Genomic DNA, 19,919 nt, shown 5'->3' with positions numbered 1-19,919 from the left:
TCTTAGAGCCTGTTTAAAATCTTCTCATTAAGGTATCTTGATTTTTTCTTCTTCCTTAAAATCTTCGCTTGTATATTGGGATCCGCGATCGGAATGTAGAATCAAACTATGAAGAAAGTGATAAAAATTGCTTCTAGACACCTCATCAAGGGATATCGATGTCATGGATTTCTCGCTTTCTCTATATTACGTTATTATATTTAACTTAAATTCTCGATCATATTTTTTTGGTTTTTCATAAGAACCTTTTTAATAAATTTGTTTTAATTTATTCGGGTTCTTCATTTCCAATTTATTTTAGCAAGATCGAATATCTTTATTCGGAGCCACAACGACAGAACCAACTTAAATTTTTCTTTTGTGGTTGTAGAATATGTTGTTTTATCGCAAAATAAGTCTTTATAAAATTTATAATTATCCTTTAAGGGACCTTATGATATGATGTGCAAAAAGTTGAATAGAATTTTAGCGTTTTTTTCTTGTATCATTAAAAAACTAAGAAAGCCTTTTATCCAAAAAACACTGATTATTGTGTTTGTTACTTTCTGTATTGCCGCGCTAACTTCTTCAGCTTTATTAAAACATGGTTTGCCTATGCTCAATTTAAATATGAAAACATCTCCTAAGACCTTCGATCCTCGTAAAGCTGGCGATGTTTTTTCTTGTCAAATTATTCTCTTGCTTTTTGAAGGTCTTGTCAAACGATATCCTGATGGATCGATTCAACTAGCTCAAGCCAAGTCTTATAAAGTATCAGATGATAAGCTTACATATACATTTATTTTAGGAGATAACCTTTGGTCTAATGGCAAGCCCGTTACTGCTTATGATTTTGAGAAGTCGTGGAAAGATATTCTCAATCCAAAGTTTCCTTCAATGGGAGATTATTTATTTGCTCCTATTAAAAATGCGGAAAGCGCTAAAAAAGGACTTATTTCCTTAGATCAAGTTGGTATTAAAGCTCTCGATGAAAAAACCCTTGTAATTAAACTAGAGCACCCGACTCCTCATCTTCTTAAACTGCTTACAAATCCTAGATTTTATCCTGTAAATATTGAGCAAGATCGAAAAAATCCTAATTGGGCAATCCAAACAGGCACTCAATTTTTGTGTAATGGACCTTTTATATTGGAAAGCTTTAAGCAAGGGGATCAAATCGTTCTAAATGCTAATCCTCAATATAGAAAAACAGAGGATAAGCACCCAGAAAAAATCGTATTTAATATCATCGAAAGTGATCATGTAACATTAGAAATGTTTAAGAAAGGAAAAGTTGATATGATTGGTGACTCTTTAACGGATATTCCTTTAGAAGAGGTATCTAAGCTAGAAAAAAAATGGACCTTTAACTCAGAGCCACAACCTTATTCTGTATTTATTTATCTCAATACAACCAAGCAACCTTTTAATAATGCGAAGATTCGAAAAGCTTTTGCTTTAGCCATTAATCGCCAAGAATTACTAGGAATTTTGGGGAAAGGATGTAAGAAAAATATTAAAACGAATTCCATTAATCCAGCTTACAAAGTGGGCTTGTCTGCAACAAATCTAGTAGCGCCTTGCTTAAAAGGAAATCGATTCTCCGAGTTTTTCAAAGATAACGATGTAATCCAAGCTAATATTCTGCTCAATGAAGGAATGGCTGAGCTGGGTATTACCAAAGAGGCTTTTAAATCACTGACTTTCCTTTATTACTCCCGGGTTTATGGAGCGAATGAGATGATACAAGTCATCCAACAGCAATGGGCAAAAGCTTTTGGAATCTTTATTAAGCTAGAAAAGCTGGATTTTAGCGTTGCTTTAGATAAGCTATATAATAAAGATTATTCTATGTGTCTTTCATGCGCCCTTGCTTCTTATGATGATCCTATGGACGTTCTTCAAAGATTTAAGTATAAAAATTATACAAGGAATTGCACGGGTTGGGAAAATCCCAAATTTATCGAATTAATCAACCGCTCTAACTATGAGGAAGGAGATAAGCGCCTATTAACCCTGGAAAAGGCCGAAAAAGTACTGATCGAAGATATGCCAGTTATTCCATTATATCACAGAAATTATGTATATCTTATGAATCCAGAACTAGAATTTAATGTCTCTTTGTGGGGAGATAGGTTACTATTTCCCATGTCTCCCGTGCAAAAAGAGAACAAACATTCTTGTATAAAGCAAAAATCTAAAAATCCGTCAGTAAAAAAATAATGTGTAAAAGCCTGATAAAACACTTTTTACACCGAACAAATTGTTTTTATGTAGTGAAAATGCTTCTATACACCCATTTCTATCACTGATATTAGCGGTGGTAATATGAATCGCATGAGGAAGCCTTTGGGTATCGACTTCTTTTAGGATCAGAAAAAAAGTCTACCCAAGCCCAGAAACAACACAAAAGACTGATCTAGATTTAGATGAATTAAATACTGATCTAAACAGGAAAAACAAAATATATGATCAAGAATTTAAGCAAAAAGTTGTAGATGCAGTTAATAATGGTTTGAAAAAAAAAGAAGCTGTAAAACGGTTTAAAGTTCCTTGTAGCACATTGCGCGACTGGACCCAGCATATAAAGTCTGATCTAAACAGGAAAAACAAAATATATAGTAATTCTCTAATTGCACACAAGGGGAATATAAATTCTCTTAATTCTTCATAAGCTCTCCGAGCCGATATTTTGCTTGCAAAATAAAAGGCGTTTTTTAAGATCTTAGGACAGCAAAGTTTAATGCGGGAGATAAGTCCAGGGTTCTCTGCGGAGTCTTTTTGAAGAAAACTATTTTAGATTCTTCGCTCCATTATGCTATCCGATTTACCTATTTCTTCGGTTTTCTCCTGCAAAAAATTTTAGTCACTTTTCCTAATGTTTTTATTTCTAAAAAAATGCGTTTTTAAGCTGCCTTTGGCTCACCGTAAATAAATTCTTTTTGTTCAATCAGCATCTTATGCATAATTACGGATAACTTTCTACCTACTGCTAAGGCGGCTTTCTTCATTCCTTTTTTTCTCATGATTTTTAATCCCCAAGCTTTTAGCTTGCTCCATTTCTTACTTCGTGTCAGCATTACTATTCCGGCTTCAACTAATAGAGATCTAAGTTCACTGGATCCACATTTTGAAATTCTTCCCTGTCTTTGCACCTCTCCGGAGGCATACTGTTTAGGCGTCATACCAAGATAGGCTCCTACTGATTTAGAATCGTTAAAACGAGTGGGATCAAAAATTTCTGTTTTATAGGTTAATGCTGTTACAGGTCCTACGCCAGGGATTGTCATAAGCCGTTGTACTTCTTTATCTTGACTGACCAGCTTAAGCATTTCTTTATCCAGTTTTTCTACTTCCTCAACTACCTTATCAAAGGTATTTAATAGAGAGGTTATGCTCAGAACAATACTTTTTTCCTGTTTTTCTATCTGCTTTACAACCACAGACGAAAATCTTTTGGATCCCACAGATCCCAATCGTATTCCGTAACTTTTAAGCAAGCCCCTTACAGTATTTTTTAACTGCGTTTGCTGTTTAATTAGCGCTCTTCTGGAAACTAACAAAATGCTTTTTTCTACTGAATCTTGGGGCTTACAGTGTACTCGTGTATACATACCTGATCGAAGGGCTTCTGCGATTCCTCGTGCATCATTTTTGTCTGTCTTATTTATTTTCAAAGCAAGAATCGTACTCAGCTTCCTTGCATCCATACATAGGGGATCTATAGCTCTTTTTCTAAATCCTGTGACTAGGTAATGAGATAAACATCCACTTTCAAAGCCAACAACGATTTCTTGAAAATCTCTTTTGGAAAAATAATCTGCTAGTAAATCAGGATCTGTTTTTTCTGAACCTTCATGGACAATCTTACCTTGTTCATTTAATACACAGATAAAAGTTCTTTTCATTGATACATCTAATCCAATATAATGCTTCATAGGTTGCTCCTCATTTTACGGCTATCTTAATGGGGTTCAAGTCAACGACTTGAAACTTGTCGTTAATCCTATATTTTTCTATACGATTGAATCGGAACCACTATATACGCTAGGGGGTAGGAATGTAGGTTATTGGTTATGCAAGAGATCTATTCTTTCATCGCCTGCCTATTCTTTTTTTTAATTCTTTTGTGCACTTCAAACTTGAAAAGACTTAACATGAAGTAAGTTAGTCTGGCTATTTTTTTTAAATAAGTATTTATATGAAAATAGCTTTTAGTAAATAGAAAATAAGAACACTAGTTATTGCACTAGCAGGAAGAGTAATTACCCAAGATAGTGCAATGTAGCGAAGCATTCTAAGGTTTAAGGCGCGGATTCCACGAGCTAATCCTACCCCTAGAACAGCACCGACTAAGCAGTGTGTAGTAGAGACGGGGAGGCCTAGTTTGGAAGCTAAAAGGATGGTAATAGCGGTGCCAAATTCAGCAGAGAAGCCACGGGTGGGGGTAAGTTCAGTGATTTTTTTGCCAATGGTAGCAATGACGCGCCAACCCCAGGTTGCAAGACCTGTTACAATTCCTAAGCCTCCAAATACAAGTAGCCAAGAAGGAACCGTTGTTGCTTGAGAAACAATACCTCTATTAATGATATCTAGAACAGCTGCAACAGGGCCTATAGCGTTAGCAACATCATTAGCCCCGTGACCAAAAGCAACAAAAGAGGCACTTAGAATTTGCAAATAACCAAACATTTTTTCTACAGAAGTATATTCAGAAGTACGTTCTAAAAAGTTTGTTTCTTGCCTTAGCTGTTGAGAGAGCGATTGTACTTCTTCTACTAATTGTCCTATTTTTGCATGGGTTTCATCATAAGATACCACATGAACGCGCTGTAGGTGCTTAAGTGCTTTTTCTAGACTGATAACCGTTTGAGGGGAATAACGAGAAATAGGGTTTGATTCATTGGAAGAATACACTCTACGAACTAATAGAAAGGCGATAAAAGAAGCAATGCTACCAATGACGAAGGCAAAAGCTAGTACTTGGATAAAAGAAAAATGCCAATTCAAACGAGTAAGCCCATTGAACAGTAAACTTAGAGTAAATACACCAAGAACAATGAAGGTTAATAAGGGGATAAATTTTCTTGCTGCTTCTAAAGGGTTCATTGCATATAAAATATTGCGTTGCAACATATTAAATACAAAATAAGAGATCATACCTGCTAAAACAGGCGAGCTAACCCAACTAGCTGCAATGGAATTCACCGCACTCCATTGAATAGCGTTGATTCCCATAATCACGCCAGCAAAGCCTAAAATAGCTCCTACAATCGCATGCGTTGTAGAAACAGGCCATCCAAAAAAAGAAGCTATTTGTAACCAGACCCCAGTTCCGCATAGTGCAGCGCACATTCCTAAGACTAAGATCAAGGGATCTTCTGCAAACAATTGAGTGTGAATCAATCCTTTTTGCATAGTTTCTGAGACATGAGATCCAAGGAAGAAAGCTCCACTAAACTCTAGAACAGCTGCTAGAATAACCGCTTTTCTTAAGGTAAGAGCACCTGAGCCAACAGATGTCCCCATAGCATTAGAAACATCATTGGCTCCAATATTCCAAGCCATATAAAAACCAATGGCTATAACAAGCAGTGTAAGTATTGTTGCAGTGTCCATCGTTTATTTTAGTTCTAGGACCATTCTAATGCGGTTTGCTAAGCTCTCGGAAAGATGAGAGATTTTTGCTATTTCTTCAATCAAGCTTACCCATAAATAGAAACCTGCATTAGAAAGAGAATGAGCTTTAGTGAACAACTCTTTTGTGAGTACATGCTGCATTTTGCTTGCTTCATGTTCGAGATAGGCGGTTTCTTCTACCATTGTTTTTACTTTTTCTGCTTCAATTCCCCCAAAAGAAGATTCCAGTAATTCATCGATCTCCTCAATGATACGCTTAGAATGCTTAAACACTTCTTCATTTTTATAAAAAAAGTTTTGTACTTGTGGAAGAAATCCATTGCATTCTTCTAGAGGGCTTAAAGTAAGTAGGGTAGCAATGTCTTCTGCCTTATCGGATATATCATCTTGGATAGATAAAATATCGAGGAATTGTGCCCGATCAATAGGTAAAAAGATACTCTTGGGAAGATGGTTACGGATATCATTTTTGGCTAGATCAGCTTCGTGTTCAAGACGAGAAATTTCATGGGCTGCTTTTGCAATCTTTTCTGCATCTTTTTTTCCTAAATTAGCAAACATCTGTGAGAGCTTTTCCACACAGTGAGCTACTTTTTTCATGTGGGTTTGCAGGGGAGCGAAGGGAGACTTGCCAAAAAGGCGTGCGATGTTAAGCATACAATCCTGTTATAAAATACTCAAATCTCATATCGGAATCTAGCTTTAAAGCCAATTGAATACAACTCTTTTTCAAAGATCAGAAGATTGAAAAATAATCTGCTTTTCTGTTTCTGACATGGACCGAAAATCGCCTTCGGCAATGGAGCCTAGGAGCAACCCACCGATGCGAATGCGACATAATTCTAAAATCTCAAGATTTGCTGCTTGTACAAGCAAGCGAACCTCTCGCTTCTTTCCTTCTTTAACTACAATTTTTAATGTGCCCTTACGTACTTTTACCACTCGTATAGGTTTTATAAAGGACCCTTCTATAAAAATTCCTTTAGAGATTTGCTTTAGATGCAAATCGGTCACTTCTTGTAGTGTTTTGATTAAATATTCTTTTTGAATATTAGAAGATGGATGGATCACCTTATTTGCAAAATGTCCATCATTAGTCACTAATAAGAGCCCGGTTGTATCTCTATCTAATCGTCCAATGGTAAATAGACGATAAGGAAGATGAGCGAATAAATCGACAACTCTTTTTTTTGTTCCTAAAGGAGCATTGGAACAAATAAAGCCATGGGGTTTGTTTAAAAGGTAATAAACTTTTTTCCCTTCAGCTTGGATTGGCTCATTATCCACACAAATTTGATCTTTTTGCGCGCAAACAAGGGTTTGAGGAACAAGTATGACCTCGTCATTAACGGTCACTCTACCTTTAAAAATTAATTCTTCCGAAGCTCTTCGAGAAGCTACTCCAGCTGCAGCAAGGACCTTGCTTAAACGTTTTTTATCTTCCATAAGGGCAGGATTATATAAGGGATAACAGTAAATTTCAATGATTTAAATTTAAGTCTTTTCAAGTTTGAAGTGCACAGAAGAATTAAAAAAAAGAATAGGCAGGCGATAAAAGAATCTCTATTGTGATTTTTAACAATCAAACACAAAAAGAGACCTTGGCTAAAGGCTACCATCACCTACAGGGCACAGGACATTAAAAGAGTAATTTGAGTTTTTGTAGAAATCAGCCATATTGTTTCTTTTGCGAAAAAAACAATATGGATCTCTTCATGAATAAAAAACGATTACCACTCAGGCACATTCAAAAACATTCAGGATTGACTCCTCAGCCTGATCTTAAACTTATTCAAAGTCTTGATACCATTACTGATCCTAGAGGAGTATCCTGCAATTTTATTCATCCTTTTATAACGATACTTTTTATCACAATCGTTTGTTCTTTGTGTGGTGCTGATGATTGGGAAGCTATTGTGTTACAGGACCATTCAATGAAAGAATAGTTGAATCAGTCGCGGTCAATGGGGAATAGAAAATTTATTACATTGGGTCTTGGATGTTATACTAGATTGATTTCAAATTAAGAATTGCATAACTAGGTTTTTTTGAAAAAACTGCTCTATCTTGCAAGAAGATATTATCTTTTGTATAAAAATTTTTATATATTCAAGCTCTTAATTTGAATGTAAACGAGTTCTCTAATTGCACACAAGGGGAATATAAATTCTCTTAATTCTTCATAAGCTCTCCGAGCCGATATTTTGCTTGCAAAATAAAAGGCGTTTTTTAAGATCTTAGGACAGCAAAGTTTAATGCGGGAGATAAGTTCAGGGTTTTCTGCGGAGTCTTTTTGAAGAAAACTATTTTAGATTCTTCGCTCCATTATGCTATCCGAAATGAAATGGGCAAGACAATGTATATTACGGCTTCTAAGAGCCAACTCATTTGTCGTCTTTACCTATTTCTTCGGTTTTCTCCTGCAAAAAATTTTAGTCACTTTTCCTAATGTTTTTATTTCTAAAAAAATGCGTTTTTAAGCTGCCTTTGGCTCACCGTAAATAAATTCTTTTTGTTCAATCAGCATCTTATGCATAATTACGGATAACTTTCTACCTACTGCTAAGGCGGCTTTCTTCATTCCTTTTTTTCTCATGATTTTTAATCCCCAAGCTTTTAGCTTGCTCCATTTCTTACTTCGTGTCAGCATTACTATTCCGGCTTCAACTAATAGAGATCTAAGTTCACTGGATCCACATTTTGAAATTCTTCCCTGTCTTTGCACCTCTCCGGAGGCATACTGTTTAGGCGTCATACCAAGATAGGCTCCTACTGATTTAGAATCGTTAAAACGAGTGGGATCAAAAATTTCTGTTTTATAGGTTAATGCTGTTACAGGTCCTACGCCAGGGATTGTCATAAGCCGTTGTACTTCTTTATCTTGACTGACCAGCTTAAGCATTTCTTTATCCAGTTTTTCTACTTCCTCAACTACCTTATCATTGGAGAGTTTAACCTACTCCGTTTAAGGAGCAACCCCTTCTTTGTGTGCAATTATGGCATGTATATTATCAAAAGTTGGCAAAAAAAACCAAAAAGTTTTAGAATTAATCCACTCCATCCCACTTTGGGACTAAACATCTAAGAGGTTGAATGTAAAGTTTATCAAGGATCTCTCCAGAATGAGTCGGTGTTCTTTTTCTTCCCATTTAAATTTTTGTTTCGTTTTTTGATTTTTTCTAGTTTTTGCTAATATGATTCTAATAGAGATACTTTAAAAGGAAGATATATGTCAAAAAAAGCTACTTTAATCATGATGCGTCATGGACAATCGGAATGGAATAAGCACAATTTATTTACTGGATGGGTGGATATTCCTTTAAGCCAGAAGGGAATTGAAGAGGCAATTGAAGCTGGTAAAAAAATTGCTCATATTCCTATCGATTATATTTTTACTTCTACGTTGTTTAGGGCACAAATGACTGCGACGATTTCGATGGCGTATCATCAATCGGGTAAAGTTCCTTATTTTATAGAGCCAGAAAAAAATAAACCGGAAGAATGGTCTCAAATCCACGATGAAAATGTAAAAAAGCATTGTATACCCGTTGTAAAGGCGTGGCAATTAAATGAGAGAATGTACGGAGACTTACAGGGCTTAAATAAGCAAAAAACGATTGAGCAGTTTGGAAAAGAACAAGTACAAAAATGGCGCAGAAGTTTTGATATTCCCCCTCCAGAAGGGGAGAGTTTAGCTATGACAGCTGAGCGCACAATACCTTATTTTAAAAAACACATGTTACCTATCTTGGAACAAGGGAAAAACGTTTTAATTGCAGCTCATGGAAATTCTTTACGTTCGATTGTGATGTATCTAGATCATTTGTCTAAAGAGCAGGTAGTGGAATTGGAGCTTGCTACAGGGGAACCTCTCTTTTATACTTTTATGCATAATACTTGGGAAAAAAATGATATATCTTGATCATCATAGCGCTACAAAGCCTTCTCTATCCGCTATTGAAAGAATGCTCGTATTTTTTAAAAATGATTGGGGAGACCCTTTGGCACCTCATTTCATGGGACAGCAGATGGTAGTTTCTATGAAGAAGAATACTAAACGTTTTGCTGATTTATTAGGATTAAACCCCCAAGACCGCATTTTTTGTTTTCAAAACCGTCTAGAAGCGCTATCTCATTTGGCATTTTCTCATTACCGAAATACGGTTTATCAGACCGGTAAAAACCAAATTTTAACGACTAATATAGAAGATAGGGGGTCTTTAGAAATTTGGCGGGAGTTAGAAAATATAGGGTGTATATGTAGACAAATTGAGGTCAATGAGCAAGGACAAATCACTCAAGAGATATTAGATAAAGCTTTACTTCCTAAAGTTTCTATTTTAAGTTTATCCTGGGCAAATTCTATGACTGGTGTCATCCACCCAGTGGCTGATTTAGCGGAGCTGTGTAAAGAAAGAGGCATTCTTTTGCATGTGGATGCAAGCTCTGTATTAGGGAAGGTTCATCTTTGTTTGCGCGATCTTCCTATTGATTTTTTGACTTTAGAAGGATCTTTGATCCAGGCACCTCGAGGAACTTCTGTCATGATTGTTAAAGAGCATGCTTTATTTTCCTGCTCACAGCAACCAATGCCCGCTTCCTTAGCTTGTTTAGTAGCGGCTGTTGAAGAAAATATTGCTCTTTTTGAATCTATTTGCTTAGAAACCGCAAGACTGCGCGATGAATTTGAAGAAAAGATCTCTCTGCAAATCAGCGATGCCAAAATTCTCTTTACCCATGTAGAGCGACTACCTAATTGCTCTGTTATTGCCTTTCCAGCCATCCATGCAGAAGCGCTTTTGTATTTGCTAAACCGTAAAGGGATATTTGCTTCTATAGGATCCGGGCAGTATCAATCGCTTTCTCAAATACTGATTAAATGTCATATTGCACCTGATTCAGCTTATACGGCAATCAGCTTTAGCCTTTCTTATGAAACAACAGAAGAGCAAATACAAGTAGCTGTTTGTATCATTGTAGACTGTGTAAGGCAATTAAAAAAAATGACTCTTTTAGGAGATGCCTTATGATAGAAAGTCATCTCTGGATGCAATATAGTAAACGTCTTGCGCAAAAAATTGAAAAGCCTTTGCATGTAGGCGCATTTTCTCTTGTAGAAGCACAATCTAAAGGGATGAGATTAGCTGTCGGAACACAGGGTAATTATCAACTAGGACAGTGGATTAAAATTTACTTGCTTGTAGATGAGAGCGATGGTGTTATTGCTGATGCAAAATTTCAGATGTTTGGTCCTTCTTGCTTAATTGGTGCTCTAGAAGCTGCCTGTGAAGTTTTAATGCGCAAAAATTACGATCAGGCAGCTCTTTTAAACGCGGATTTAATTGATAAGCAAGTACGCGATAAGAGTCAGATTCCTGCTTTTCCTGAATCTGCTTTTTCTTATTTAAAGTTTGTCATTGATGCAATTGCAGATGCAGTACAGTCTTGTAGAGATATTGTTCTTCCAGATAATTATGTACCAACCCCTTTGACTTCCCTTTTACATAATCAAGAGGAATACCCTGGATGGAAAGAGCTTAGTCATGAGCAAAAAATAGCTATATTAGAAATGGTAATTGCAAATGATATTCGCCCTTACATAGAATTAGACGCAGGTGGAATTGAGATTAAGGAACTCAGTTTGGATAATCAAGTGATTATTGCTTATCAAGGGGCTTGTACTTCTTGTCCTTCTGCAATAGGATCAACATTGCAAGCTATTGAAGAAATTTTGCAAGCAAAGGTATATTCTGGTTTATCGGTTAAACCAGATCTTTCCTTATTAAATTATTAAAGGTCTTAGAGCCTGTTTAAAATCTTTTCAAAAGTAGAGCAATAAAAGCAAGAACCACCATATTCAGGCTTGTATGTAGTTTTTTTTCGCAATTTTTCCATAGCCTGCGACATTTTTCTATCCACGCAAAAGAACGCTCTACAACCCATCTTTTGGGAATAACTGTAAAAGTATGAAGTGTATTTCTTTTGGCTATTTCTACTATACATCCTAATATCTCCTGCACGCTCTTTGCAAATTTCTCTCCAGAATATCCTCCATCTGCTAAAACATTTTTTACACCGAACAAATGGTTTTTATGTAGTGAAAATGCTTCTATACACCCATTTCTGTCAGTGATATTAGCGGTGGTAATGTGAATCGCATGAGGAAGCCCTTGGGTGTCGACTGCTATATGTCTTTTTATTCCTGATATTTTTTTCCCTGCATCATATCCTTTCTTCTCCGCTGTATTTGAGCATCTTTATTCCAAAGAGGGAAATAATAATCACATCATTCCCATTTAGGATATTCTATAGTTATTTAAAATATTATTGATAAAGTTGTATATTTTTCTCCAACAAAATATATGGAGGTAGAGAAATGCCTAAACCTTATTCAATGGATCTAAGAAAACGAGTGCTTCAATACCTAGAAGAAAATAACGACAAAATGAAGGCCAGCCAGCTATTTCAAGTTGGGATTGCAACTGTCTACCGATGGGTAAAGCGTAAGAAACAAAGAGGAAACGTAGAACCTCTAAAAAAGAAAAGCACTTATAAGAAAATTGATGATCAGAGATTAATCGCTTATGTAGAAAAAAACCCCGATCATTTTTTATCAGAGATTGCAAAGCATTTTGGTTTGACTTTGCAAGCAATCTTTTACGCTTTGAAAAGACTCAAGATCACAAGAAAAAAAAGATTGCGTTTTATAAGGAAAGGAATGCGGAAGCAAGAGCGGAATATCTAAAAAAGATAGAAGCAATTTCTCCTGAAAAAAGGGTCTATTTGGATCAGAGCGGAATCAGTCAATATGTGCATAGGCAATATGCGAGGAGCGCGAGGGGAAAACAAATATTTGGAGGAATTTCAGGAAAACGATTTGGTAGACAGAGTGTAATTTCGGCACTACAAGGGAAGAAATTGCTGGCACCGATGTGTTTTGAAGGAACTTGCAATACGGATCTATTTAATGTATGGCTAAAACAGGAATTGATTCCAAATTTGACTCATGGCCAAGTTTTGATTCTCGATAACGCGAGCTTTCATAAATCAAAGACAACTAGAACATTGATAGAGGAAAGTGGATACGAAATGCTCTTTCTCCCGCCTTATTCACCGGACTTAAATCCTATCGAAAAATATTGGGCCAATATGAAAACGAAAATCCGAGAACTTTTACCTACTGTAGCTAATTTATCCGAAGCCTTAGATCAAGCTGTTTTATCAATGTCGATTTAAATAACTATATGGGTAACATACGCCACTGGCAACCACTTTTTAAAATGTACAAAATTCCACAAAAAATATCATATAGATCAACTATTCGTGGATGTGTTTTTTTGCGTGTAGACTCAAGTATTAGATGGATTTTGCTAAATTGGTTACGAGAAATATCGCTTGGACAAGAGCGGGTCATAACTACCTCCAAAGGTTTTATGAAAACTATCATTATGCCTTATTGAAAAGATTTTAAACAGGATCTTAGATACTACTTCCAAGGATATGGAAAGGGTGGAAACTTATACTAAATAACAGACCTAGAAAGGCTCTCAACTTCGAAACTCCACTAGAAGTGTTTAGGAGATTATCTACAAACATGCTATGCTCGGGTGCACAATAGATGTTTTTTCAAGTATTTGTATGTTCTTTTTTGTGCACTTCGCGGTTGAAAGGGCCAGGTATTTAAGAAGTAGAGATTTCTGCAGCATTAAGAGAGATCATAGAACCAGAAGGGAGTTGCAAGTTCAGCGTGCCATCAGGGTTTATGGAATGACAGATTCCTTGTATTTTTTGATTCCTTAATTGGCAGACAATCTCTTTACCTTGAAAAGCGAGCAGTTTTTGGTAAATGGGTTGAAAATGAGTAAATCCAGAAGAAGAAAGTAGTCTGAGATAGTTATAAAATGTATATAAAATAGGATTTAAAATACTACTTAGTCCCCATGTTTTTTTACTAAAGAGCATTAAAGAGGTAGCTTTTTGATCTACATTTTTCAAATGCTCTTTGTTCATGTTTACATTAAGGCCCATTCCAAGTACAATTTCCAGCTTTTCAGAACGAAGGATCTCTACTAAAATGCCTGCTATTTTTTTTCCCCCGAGCAAGAGGTCATTTGGCCATTTAAGTTGTAGAGGGAATTCTTTGCTTTCTAAAACATGGTTGCAAGCTAATGCTAAAATTTGCCCTAGATTTATAAGATAAGAGTAATCTAAAGGAAGTGTAAAAAATAAGGTTGCATAGATATTTCCAGGAGGAGAAATCCAGTCGCGTTTAAATCTGCCGTACCCTTTCGTCTGTTGATTAGCGGTAATGACAGTTATGTGATTCTGATTTAAAAGAGCCGTATTTTTTTTAGTCCAGCTGCTTGTAGAATCAATTGTTGCAAAATGGATATAGTCAAATTTTGGCTTAACAGATAGATCCATGGGAGTTATCCTAGACAAAAATTAGATCAAGTACGTAATTTGTGTCCAATAGGTATATTTAAAGAAGCTAATTATGTGGGATCATCGGTATTTAAGTCGCCTTGATTTTAGAATGATTCCCATTATATTGGTTTTAATGGTAATTAGCGTTCTGGTTATTGCTTCTATGACCGGTGCTAATTTTGATGAAGAAGAGACTACTGTATTTACCATACGGGTCATGAAGCAAATACGATTTTTTATTATCGGCTGGATTGTCTATTTTATAATTGCTGCATTAGACTATCGTAAATTTAAGGAATGGGTATGGCTTTTTTATTTAGCAATACTCATCCTACTGATAGGACTTTTTTTTATTCCTAAGATACATAATGTGCAAAGATGGTATAGAATTCCCGGTATTCCTTTTGATGTACAGCCATCTGAAGGAGCAAAATTGGTGGTGATAATGGCTTTGAGTTTATATTTGGAGAATCATAAGAGGCATATCCAATATATATGTATTCCTTACCAAGCTTTATTAATTGTCCTTGTTCCTTTTTTTTTGATTTTAAAACAACCCGATTTAGGCACAGCTCTTGTTTTATATCCTATTGCAATTATTTTATTTTATTTAGGAGGAGTGCGAAAAAAAGTGATTAAAGTTATGTCTTATTTGGCATTATTTGCTTTGGGTTGTGTGAGTTTGGTTTTTTTTAATATTTTATCCCATGAGCAGATCCGTCCTTATGCAACTAAGGTTTTAAAGGAATATCAATATGAAAGACTTAATCCAAATACCTATCATCAGAGAGCTTCTCAAACAGCAACTGCATTAGGATCTTGGACTGGTAGTGGTTGGCGTAATAGCGATTTTTCTGGCAAACAGTGGCTACCCGCTGCTCATACAGATTCTGTATTTGCTGCTTTTTCTGAAGAATTTGGTGTAATAGGAGTATTTTTCTTGCTGCTCTTTTTTTCTGGATTGATCTATTTTGGATTTCAGGTAACTGCAATAGCAAATGATGATTTTGGACGCTTGCTATCTGCAGGAATTACAGCTTATTTAGCTATACATATGATTATTAATATGGGGATGATGTGTGGCTTTTTACCTATTACCGGAGTGCCTTTGCTATTGATTACTTACGGTGGATCATCGGTAATTTCGACAATGGCAGCTTTAGGAATCTTACAAAGTATTTATAGCAGAAGGTTTATGTTTTAATGAATCAACATTCATTTCTTTTTAATGCAGGTATTTGGTTAGGGCAAGGAACGATTCAACTAAATATGGTGGCAGAAGAACTTGCTTTTTTTACCCGTTGGAATATAGAAAATAAAGATAACTCAAATAAGATTGCTTGCGAACAAGAAATACAAATCAAGGGTTTTACCGATATGATGCGTAATCAATTTTGTATTTCTAATATGGAACACGGAGAATTTATCATCGGTTTAGAAAATCAAGCAGTAGGTAAAATTCAAGGTAAGGGTTTAATCAATGATAAAATCATTGCTTGGGAATTTCGAGTCAATGAAATCGGCTTTGAGGGCTTTGAGGTTTATGAAAAACAAGAAAACCGGAGTTATTTACTGCGAGCAGAATATGCAACAGCAGATCAATTTCGTACTATTATTCAAGGATGTGTATGGCAAAAAGTCAATTAGTAGCTATTACTTATATAGCATTATTAACAGGATGCTGTTCTTCTTATTTTGCAATGACGGATAGAAGTTTTTGTAAAATTGAAGTGGGTATTTCTATTCATGAAATACAGTGTCAGGTAGGAAATCCTTACGCGGTTTGCCTACGCGAAGATGGAGCAGAGGAATATCAATATATAGAGAGGATTGACTTAGGCAATGGCCTTGTTATGGAAAAGCATTATTTTTTACTTGTAAAAGATGACAGGGTAATTAGCAAGCGTCTGGTACGTAGAGTCCCTCCTTCTTAGAGCCTGTTTAAACTCTTTTCAAAAGTAGAGCAATAAAAGCAAGAACCACCATATTCAGGCTTGTATGTAGTTTTCTTTCGCAATTTTTCCATAGCCGGCGACATTTTTCTATCCACGCAAAAGAACGCTCTACAACCCATCTTTTGGGAATAACTGTAAAAGTATGAAGTGTATTTCTTTTGGCTATTTCTACTATACATCCTAATATCTCCTGCACACTCTTTGCAAATTTTTTTCCAGAATATCCTCCATCTGCTAAAACATTTTTTACACCGAACAAATGGTTTTTATGTAGTGAAAATGCTTCTATACATCCATTTCTGTCAGTGATATTAGCGGTGGTAATGTGAATCGCATGAGGAAGCCCTTGGGTATCGACTGCTATATGTCTTTTTATTCCTGATATTTTTTCCCTGCATCATATCCTTTCTTCTCCGCTGTATCAGTATTTTTAACACTTTGAGTATCAATAATTACAAAGCTTGTTTTCTCTTTCCGACCACTGCTTTTTCTGACCTCGCCAACCAATTTTTTTTAAAACTATTTCAAGAATACTCTTAGAATTTTTATTATCTTTTTTATTCCAAAGAGGGAAATAATAATCACATAATTCCCATTTAGGATATTCTATGGGTAACATACGCCACTGGCAACCACTTTTTAAAATGTACAAAATTCCACAAAAAATATCATATAGATCAACTCTTTGTGGACGTGTTTTTTTGCGTGTAGACTCAAGTATTAGATGGATTTTGTTAAATTGCTTACGAGAGATATCGCTTGGATAAGAGCGGGTCATAATTACCTCCAAAGGTTTTATGAAAACTATCATTATACCTTACTAAAAATATTTTAAACAGGCTCTTATAATCTCCTTTATGAAACAGAACCTAACTATCCGTTATATTAGATCTCTTGCATAACCAATAAGCAATCTAAAATTTTAAAGTATTTTAATCCATGAGATATGATTGTTTGAGCGATATAGCTGGAAATGCTTTTGTTAAGATAGGAATCTATAAATGAAAGAGTCTTTTCAAGTTTGAAGTGCACAGAAGAATTAAAAAAAGAATAGGCAGGCGATGAAAGAATCTCTATTGTGATTTTTAACAATCAAACACAAGGAGAGACCTTGCCTAAAGGCTACCATCACCTAACCTATGACCAAAGATGTCAGATTTATATTTTAAAAGCTAGAGGAGATACATCTAGCTCAATAGCAAACATTCTAAAAGTTCATCATAGCACTATTAGTAGGGAACTTAAGAGAAATAAAGGGCAACGAGGATACCGTCATCAGCAAGCTCAAGAAAAAGCATTTCTTAGAAAAAATTCTCAGCCCAATAAAAAAATGACTCCTCAAATAGTTACCCGTATTGAAGAAAAAATCAAGTTGCAATGGAGCCCTATACAAATATCCGGATGGCTTAAAAGACATGGTAAAGAACATGTTAGTCATGAGACCATCTATAATCATATCTGGAAAGATAAACGACAGGGAGGACAGCTTTATAGAGAGCTCCGTCATCGAGGGAAAAAATATAACAAGCAGAGAAAGGGAGCTTCTGGAAGAGGGAACATGCCTGGTCGTATAGATATTAAGCAACGGCCTTGTATTGTAGAAAAAAAGACTCGTTTAGGAGACTGGGAACTAGATACAGTCATAGGGGCAGGACATAAAGGCGTAATTGTATCAATGGTAGAAAGAACTTCCAAGCTAACTAAGCTCGCCAAAGTTTCTCATAAAACTGCAGAGGAAGTAAGTCAAGCGTTAATTGAACAACTTAAACCTATCAAAGATTTTGTACACACATTAACAGCAGACAACGGAAAAGAATTTGCCTATCACCAAATGGTTAGTTTCGAGCTAGAGACAGACTTCTACTTTGCAACGCCCTACCATTCTTGGGAAAGAGGCTTAAATGAGCATACAAACGGACTAGTTAGGCAATATTTTCCTAAAACACAAAGCTTTTTAGATACGACTTCCAAGGATATAGAAAGGGTGGAAACTTTACTAAATAACAGACCTAGAAAGGCTCTCAACTTCGAAACTCCACTAGAAGTGTTTACGAGATTATCTACAAACATGCTATGCTCGGGTGCACAATAGATGTTTTTTCAAGTATTTATATGTTCTTTTTTGTGCACTTCAAGGTTGAAAGGGCCAAGCTTTAAAATAAGGGGTTATGCAAGAAATCTACTTTCAATAAAGTACTGACTGTCAACTCAAGTTCTGTCTAAAACACTTGTTAAAAGTGCCATATCAATTTTTTTTATTTGAAATTTTCCTGTAGCTTCTAGAGCTTTAATAAATCCTGTTTTACCTACAAGATGACCAGCTCCTACGGCTATAGAAATAGGCTTTTCCATATTTTCCAGTCTTTCTATCACGTTAATGGTAGGCTCTGAAAGCCATTTTTTGTTTCTTTCTTTAAAAGCTACTTGTTTAGCCGCTGGCCCAACTAGTTTAGTAGTTATTAGTTTCAGTTCATCTATATTACCATGTTGCCACGCTTCTATTGATTCATATATTTGTTGAATCGAAGTATGATTATATCTATCTAACAAATAGGGGGAAAAATTTTTAGGGTAGTCCGTTAATTGAGTGAGTTTTTGCGTAGGCGAGAAAAAACTTTTTTGCCATTCTAATGTCTCAAAGCCCAGTAAGTCTGTCTTATTTTCTATTGCTAACTCAGATAAACCTATGTCCATTGTAGGTCGTATGCATTCTAATTCATCTATTGGAAGGTTTTGATAACTAGTTCCTATTTCAGTAATCAATTCGCTAGAATCTTTGATTCTTTCGAGTAACCAAGGTGCATTTGTTTCAAGATAAGAAAAATTGAGGAAATGTATAGTTCCAATTAAATACCCAGTAAAGCCTTTTTCATTTATGATTTCATATATAATGCCTTTGGGCATTGAATACTTTTCCATATTATTTTGCATGGATTCCAAACATTTATTTAAAAAATCTGCTTCTATATCCTGATCATTATTTTTAAACTTGAGACTTTGATCTGCAAGTTTTCGGTAATTACCCTCATATGCTTTTGCTGTTTTAGAAACCAAAAGTTCGATTAAACTTTCATAAGAAGAGACTATAGAAGAAAGTTCTTTCTCAGAATTTCTCTCTCTAAAGCACTTATTTATTTGTTGAAAAGCGGGTATAATAATTTCTAAAGAAACTTCCGCTTCAATACTTTTAATTTCTGTAATAGTTCTTTGAAAAAGATCAGATAAGATTAGTTTATCTGATTTGTTTTTTGTATATTCTAATTGATCGTTAAAGTAGTTTCCTTCTAATTTTGCCCATTTTTCTATTATCATAATAGTCCTAAGTTGGTTTATTATTATTAATAATATTGATTATACATATTAATTGCAAAACTTAATTGACAGCGTCAATTTGATATAATGTGTCTAGCATTTTCATTAGAAATGATGAATGGGAATTTCGTAATGACCTTTAAATCTTAAGAAAATATTATTTTATAGAGAAATAAATAAGCAATAGAGGGATACAACGAATGTTATATCCTTCCTTAAAAATAAAAAGCGATATTCATCGTTTTTTATTATTTTTTAAGCAGCTTTGGCCGGTTTGCCTGTAGAAGATAATTGTTTAACTGTAATATGTACCCCAGCTGCAACAGGAAGCACTTTTAGTTTGTCAAGTGTATCTAATGTTGGATCCAGGATTTCTAACATACGGCTACAGGTGCGTATTTCAAACTGCTCGTGAGATTTACGATCGCCATGAGGAGATCTTAATACAGTATACCCTTGCTTTTTAGTAGGTAGAGGAATGGGGCCTGCTACCCTAGCTCCGGTGCGTTTTGCTGTCTCGACAATGTCAATTACAGCACGGTCTAAAACGCGTTGGTCATAGCCTTTAAGGCAAATGCGTATTTTCTTCTTTTCTTTTTTAGCCAT

At 35.4% G+C, this 19,919-nt stretch carries 19 protein-coding genes and 3 pseudogenes; 11 read left to right on the top strand and 11 right to left on the bottom strand.

The features are described from left to right. The first annotated feature begins 531 nt into the window (after positions 1-531). Positions 532-2,202: a peptide ABC transporter substrate-binding protein gene (locus tag RHABOEDO_RS10145; protein WP_215217732.1), complete on the top strand. Its 1,671-nt coding sequence runs from the start codon at positions 532-534 to the stop codon at positions 2,200-2,202. 683 nt (positions 2,203-2,885) lie between these two features. On the opposite strand, the gene RHABOEDO_RS10140 is transcribed toward RHABOEDO_RS10145, so the two are convergent. From RHABOEDO_RS10140 to RHABOEDO_RS10125, 4 genes are all read right to left on the bottom strand, one after another. Then, a complete protein-coding gene (locus RHABOEDO_RS10140) occupies positions 2,886-3,917 on the bottom strand; it encodes an IS110 family RNA-guided transposase (protein ID WP_220017406.1) in 1,032 nt (343 codons plus the stop codon). Positions 3,918-4,176: 259 nt separating this feature from the next. Beyond that, the gene (locus RHABOEDO_RS10135) at positions 4,177-5,598 is read right to left on the bottom strand and encodes an inorganic phosphate transporter (RefSeq protein WP_215217632.1); all 1,422 of its coding nucleotides are present in this window, start codon (positions 5,596-5,598) and stop codon (positions 4,177-4,179) included. A gap of 3 nt (positions 5,599-5,601) precedes the next feature. After that, positions 5,602-6,276, bottom strand: coding sequence for a TIGR00153 family protein (locus RHABOEDO_RS10130; protein WP_215217631.1), 675 nt, complete (start codon positions 6,274-6,276; stop codon positions 5,602-5,604). A 72-nt stretch (positions 6,277-6,348) separates the two neighbouring features. Further along, entirely contained in the window at positions 6,349-7,065 is a 717-nt protein-coding gene (locus RHABOEDO_RS10125) for a pseudouridine synthase (RefSeq protein ID WP_215217630.1), read from the bottom strand. Positions 7,066-7,334: 269 nt separating this feature from the next. Here RHABOEDO_RS10125 and RHABOEDO_RS10120 point away from each other — a divergent pair, with 269 nt between their 5' ends. Further along, positions 7,335-7,565, top strand: a complete 231-nt coding sequence (locus RHABOEDO_RS10120) for a transposase family protein (protein WP_215217629.1) — start codon at positions 7,335-7,337, stop codon at positions 7,563-7,565. A gap of 530 nt (positions 7,566-8,095) precedes the next feature. Here RHABOEDO_RS10120 and RHABOEDO_RS10115 read toward each other — a convergent pair. After that, a complete protein-coding gene (locus RHABOEDO_RS10115) occupies positions 8,096-8,521 on the bottom strand; it encodes a transposase (protein WP_220017610.1) in 426 nt (141 codons plus the stop codon). Between the two features lie 327 nt (positions 8,522-8,848). On the opposite strand from RHABOEDO_RS10115, the gene RHABOEDO_RS10110 reads away from it, so the two are divergent. Genes RHABOEDO_RS10110 through RHABOEDO_RS10100 form a run of 3 tightly spaced genes read left to right on the top strand, consistent with a single transcriptional unit; the run spans position 8,849 to position 11,413 of the window. Beyond that, positions 8,849-9,541 (top strand): 2,3-bisphosphoglycerate-dependent phosphoglycerate mutase, encoded by a 693-nt coding sequence (locus RHABOEDO_RS10110; protein WP_215217691.1) that lies wholly within the window; start codon positions 8,849-8,851, stop codon positions 9,539-9,541. Then, positions 9,528-10,649 carry a cysteine desulfurase family protein gene (locus RHABOEDO_RS10105; protein WP_215217690.1) on the top strand — a complete coding sequence of 374 codons (1,122 nt, stop codon included), beginning with the start codon at positions 9,528-9,530 and terminating at the stop codon, positions 10,647-10,649. Before RHABOEDO_RS10110 ends, RHABOEDO_RS10105 begins: the two co-directional genes overlap by 14 nt. After that, the gene (locus tag RHABOEDO_RS10100; RefSeq protein ID WP_215217689.1) at positions 10,646-11,413 is read left to right on the top strand and encodes a NifU family protein; all 768 of its coding nucleotides are present in this window, start codon (positions 10,646-10,648) and stop codon (positions 11,411-11,413) included. Before RHABOEDO_RS10105 ends, RHABOEDO_RS10100 begins: the two co-directional genes overlap by 4 nt. Positions 11,414-11,429: 16 nt before the next feature. On the opposite strand, the pseudogene RHABOEDO_RS10095 reads toward RHABOEDO_RS10100, so the two are convergent. Beyond that, positions 11,430-11,870, bottom strand: a pseudogene (locus RHABOEDO_RS10095) (IS5 family transposase); the annotation flags it as partial. A 125-nt stretch (positions 11,871-11,995) separates the two neighbouring features. On the opposite strand from RHABOEDO_RS10095, the gene RHABOEDO_RS10090 reads away from it, so the two are divergent. Together RHABOEDO_RS10090 and RHABOEDO_RS10085 are read left to right on the top strand one after the other, a co-directional pair. Then, the gene (locus tag RHABOEDO_RS10090; protein WP_215216866.1) at positions 11,996-12,364 is read left to right on the top strand and encodes an IS630 transposase-related protein; all 369 of its coding nucleotides are present in this window, start codon (positions 11,996-11,998) and stop codon (positions 12,362-12,364) included. Further along, complete coding sequence (locus RHABOEDO_RS10085; protein ID WP_320412789.1) at positions 12,316-12,855, top strand: IS630 family transposase; 540 nt, start codon at positions 12,316-12,318, stop codon at positions 12,853-12,855. Before RHABOEDO_RS10090 ends, RHABOEDO_RS10085 begins: the two co-directional genes overlap by 49 nt. 10 nt (positions 12,856-12,865) lie before the next feature. Here RHABOEDO_RS10085 and RHABOEDO_RS10080 read toward each other — a convergent pair. Both RHABOEDO_RS10080 and RHABOEDO_RS10075 read right to left on the bottom strand, forming a co-directional pair. Further along, positions 12,866-13,033: pseudogene (locus tag RHABOEDO_RS10080) on the bottom strand (transposase); the annotation flags it as partial. A gap of 266 nt (positions 13,034-13,299) precedes the next feature. Next, complete coding sequence (locus RHABOEDO_RS10075; protein WP_215217681.1) at positions 13,300-14,043, bottom strand: biotin--[acetyl-CoA-carboxylase] ligase; 744 nt, start codon at positions 14,041-14,043, stop codon at positions 13,300-13,302. Between the two features lie 73 nt (positions 14,044-14,116). On the opposite strand from RHABOEDO_RS10075, the gene RHABOEDO_RS10070 reads away from it, so the two are divergent. Genes RHABOEDO_RS10070 through RHABOEDO_RS10060 form a run of 3 tightly spaced genes read left to right on the top strand, consistent with a single transcriptional unit; the run spans position 14,117 to position 15,980 of the window. Continuing rightward, positions 14,117-15,250: an FtsW/RodA/SpoVE family cell cycle protein gene (locus RHABOEDO_RS10070; protein ID WP_215217682.1), complete on the top strand. Its 1,134-nt coding sequence runs from the start codon at positions 14,117-14,119 to the stop codon at positions 15,248-15,250. Continuing rightward, positions 15,250-15,693, top strand: a complete 444-nt coding sequence (locus tag RHABOEDO_RS10065; RefSeq protein WP_215217683.1) for a hypothetical protein — start codon at positions 15,250-15,252, stop codon at positions 15,691-15,693. Before RHABOEDO_RS10070 ends, RHABOEDO_RS10065 begins: the two co-directional genes overlap by 1 nt. Continuing rightward, on the top strand, positions 15,675-15,980 hold the full coding sequence (locus RHABOEDO_RS10060; protein ID WP_215217684.1) for a hypothetical protein: 306 nt from the start codon (positions 15,675-15,677) through the stop codon (positions 15,978-15,980). Before RHABOEDO_RS10065 ends, RHABOEDO_RS10060 begins: the two co-directional genes overlap by 19 nt. A gap of 7 nt (positions 15,981-15,987) precedes the next feature. Here the strand turns inward: RHABOEDO_RS10060 and RHABOEDO_RS10055 are convergent. After that, positions 15,988-16,779: pseudogene (locus RHABOEDO_RS10055) on the bottom strand (IS5 family transposase). A 300-nt stretch (positions 16,780-17,079) separates the two neighbouring features. On the opposite strand from RHABOEDO_RS10055, the gene RHABOEDO_RS10050 reads away from it, so the two are divergent. Then, entirely contained in the window at positions 17,080-18,093 is a 1,014-nt protein-coding gene (locus tag RHABOEDO_RS10050; protein WP_215216525.1) for an IS30 family transposase, read from the top strand. A 116-nt stretch (positions 18,094-18,209) separates the two neighbouring features. Here the strand turns inward: RHABOEDO_RS10050 and RHABOEDO_RS10045 are convergent, their stop codons facing one another. Beyond that, on the bottom strand, positions 18,210-19,313 hold the full coding sequence (locus RHABOEDO_RS10045) for a TraB/GumN family protein (RefSeq protein ID WP_215217208.1): 1,104 nt from the start codon (positions 19,311-19,313) through the stop codon (positions 18,210-18,212). A 255-nt stretch (positions 19,314-19,568) separates the two neighbouring features. Further along, positions 19,569-19,919, bottom strand: coding sequence for a 30S ribosomal protein S10 (gene rpsJ / locus RHABOEDO_RS10040; protein ID WP_215217207.1), 351 nt, complete (start codon positions 19,917-19,919; stop codon positions 19,569-19,571).

It is taken from the genome of Candidatus Rhabdochlamydia oedothoracis, from assembly GCF_019453995.1.
Classification (GTDB): domain Bacteria; phylum Chlamydiota; class Chlamydiia; order Chlamydiales; family Rhabdochlamydiaceae; genus Rhabdochlamydia; species Rhabdochlamydia oedothoracis.
The sequence above is the reverse complement of the archived record's forward strand: the minus strand, read 5'-3'. Positions and strand labels throughout refer to the sequence as shown.

Coding starts and splice junctions, on each gene's coding strand:
- RHABOEDO_RS10070 (WP_215217682.1), top strand. CDS start 14,117: ATGTGGGATCATCGGTATTTAAGTCGCCTTGATTTTAGAATGATTCCC.
- RHABOEDO_RS10120 (WP_215217629.1), top strand. CDS start 7,335: ATGAATAAAAAACGATTACCACTCAGGCACATTCAAAAACATTCAGGA.
- RHABOEDO_RS10110 (WP_215217691.1), top strand. CDS start 8,849: ATGTCAAAAAAAGCTACTTTAATCATGATGCGTCATGGACAATCGGAA.
- RHABOEDO_RS10105 (WP_215217690.1), top strand. CDS start 9,528: ATGATATATCTTGATCATCATAGCGCTACAAAGCCTTCTCTATCCGCT.
- RHABOEDO_RS10075 (WP_215217681.1), bottom strand. CDS start 14,043: ATGGATCTATCTGTTAAGCCAAAATTTGACTATATCCATTTTGCAACA.
- RHABOEDO_RS10045 (WP_215217208.1), bottom strand. CDS start 19,313: ATGATAATAGAAAAATGGGCAAAATTAGAAGGAAACTACTTTAACGAT.
- RHABOEDO_RS10115 (WP_220017610.1), bottom strand. CDS start 8,521: ATGCTTAAGCTGGTCAGTCAAGATAAAGAAGTACAACGGCTTATGACA.
- RHABOEDO_RS10100 (WP_215217689.1), top strand. CDS start 10,646: ATGATAGAAAGTCATCTCTGGATGCAATATAGTAAACGTCTTGCGCAA.
- RHABOEDO_RS10140 (WP_220017406.1), bottom strand. CDS start 3,917: ATGAAGCATTATATTGGATTAGATGTATCAATGAAAAGAACTTTTATC.
- RHABOEDO_RS10060 (WP_215217684.1), top strand. CDS start 15,675: ATGGCAAAAAGTCAATTAGTAGCTATTACTTATATAGCATTATTAACA.
- RHABOEDO_RS10135 (WP_215217632.1), bottom strand. CDS start 5,598: ATGGACACTGCAACAATACTTACACTGCTTGTTATAGCCATTGGTTTT.
- RHABOEDO_RS10065 (WP_215217683.1), top strand. CDS start 15,250: ATGAATCAACATTCATTTCTTTTTAATGCAGGTATTTGGTTAGGGCAA.
- RHABOEDO_RS10090 (WP_215216866.1), top strand. CDS start 11,996: ATGCCTAAACCTTATTCAATGGATCTAAGAAAACGAGTGCTTCAATAC.
- RHABOEDO_RS10125 (WP_215217630.1), bottom strand. CDS start 7,065: ATGGAAGATAAAAAACGTTTAAGCAAGGTCCTTGCTGCAGCTGGAGTA.
- RHABOEDO_RS10130 (WP_215217631.1), bottom strand. CDS start 6,276: ATGCTTAACATCGCACGCCTTTTTGGCAAGTCTCCCTTCGCTCCCCTG.
- rpsJ (WP_215217207.1), bottom strand. CDS start 19,919: ATGGCTAAAAAAGAAAAGAAGAAAATACGCATTTGCCTTAAAGGCTAT.